Below are 875 nucleotides of genomic sequence, written 5' to 3' on the forward strand. Positions count from 1 at the left end.
AAAGATGAAAGTAAGACCATCTGTTAAACCAATCTGCGACAAGTGTCGAGTAATTCGACGCAAAGGACGTGTGATGGTAATTTGTGAAAACCCAAAACACAAACAGAGACAAGGAAACTAAAGTAGGAGGAAACTAAATGGCTCGTATAGCAGGAGTAGATATTCCAAACGATAAACGAGTTGTCATTTCATTGACATACATCTATGGTATTGGATTGACAACATCAAAGAAAGTATTGGAAGAAGCAGGCATCAGTGAAGATGTTCGAGTAAAAGATTTAACTGAAGAACAATTAAATGCAATTCGTAAAACAATCGATGCGATCAAAGTCGAAGGAGACTTAAGAAGAGAAGTACAATTAAACATCAAGAGATTGATGGAAATTGGATGCTACAGAGGAATGCGTCACAGAAAAGGATTGCCAGTACGTGGACAAAGAACAAAGACAAACGCAAGAACACGTAAAGGAAAAGCCAAGACAGTGGCTAACAAGAAGAAGTAGTAGGGAAGGAGAGTAAAGAATGGCAAAAGTACAAAAGACACGTAAAAGACGTGTTAAAAAGAATATTGCGCGAGGATGTGCACACATTCACTCGACTTTCAATAATACAATCGTAACAATCACAGACGAAAGTGGAAATGCAGTAGCATGGAGCAGTGCTGGAGCATTAGGATTCAAGGGAAGTCGTAAATCAACACCATATGCAGCCCAGTTAGCAGGAGAAGCAGCTGGAAAAGCAGCAATGGATCACGGAATGAAGACAGTATCCGTAGATGTAAAAGGACCTGGACCTGGACGTGAAGCAGCTGTCAGAGCATTACAGGTAGCTGGTTTAGAAATTACAATGATCAATGATGTAACACCAATTCCACA

At 40.0% G+C, this 875-nt stretch carries 3 protein-coding genes; all 3 read left to right on the plus strand.

Features of this window, described 5'->3' with window-relative positions:
* Window positions 1–4 precede the first annotated feature (4 nt).
* Window positions 5–121, plus strand: a complete 117-nt coding sequence (gene rpmJ, locus KTQ83_RS11865; RefSeq protein WP_003866328.1) for a 50S ribosomal protein L36 — start codon at window positions 5–7, stop codon at window positions 119–121.
* A gap of 16 nt (window positions 122–137) precedes the next feature.
* Window positions 138–503 (plus strand): 30S ribosomal protein S13, encoded by a 366-nt coding sequence (gene rpsM, locus KTQ83_RS11870; protein WP_117573903.1) that lies wholly within the window; start codon window positions 138–140, stop codon window positions 501–503.
* Window positions 504–522: 19 nt separating this feature from the next.
* Window positions 523–875, plus strand: a 353-nt coding sequence (gene rpsK, locus KTQ83_RS11875; RefSeq protein ID WP_117926867.1) for a 30S ribosomal protein S11, incomplete at its 3' end; no start/stop codon positions are given.

Origin of the sequence: Holdemanella porci, from assembly GCF_019052655.1 — a bacterium.
Taxonomy (GTDB): domain Bacteria; phylum Bacillota_I; class Bacilli_A; order Erysipelotrichales; family Erysipelotrichaceae; genus Holdemanella; species Holdemanella hominis.

Coding starts and splice junctions, on each gene's coding strand:
- rpsM (WP_117573903.1), top strand. CDS start 138: ATGGCTCGTATAGCAGGAGTAGATATTCCAAACGATAAACGAGTTGTC.
- rpmJ (WP_003866328.1), top strand. CDS start 5: ATGAAAGTAAGACCATCTGTTAAACCAATCTGCGACAAGTGTCGAGTA.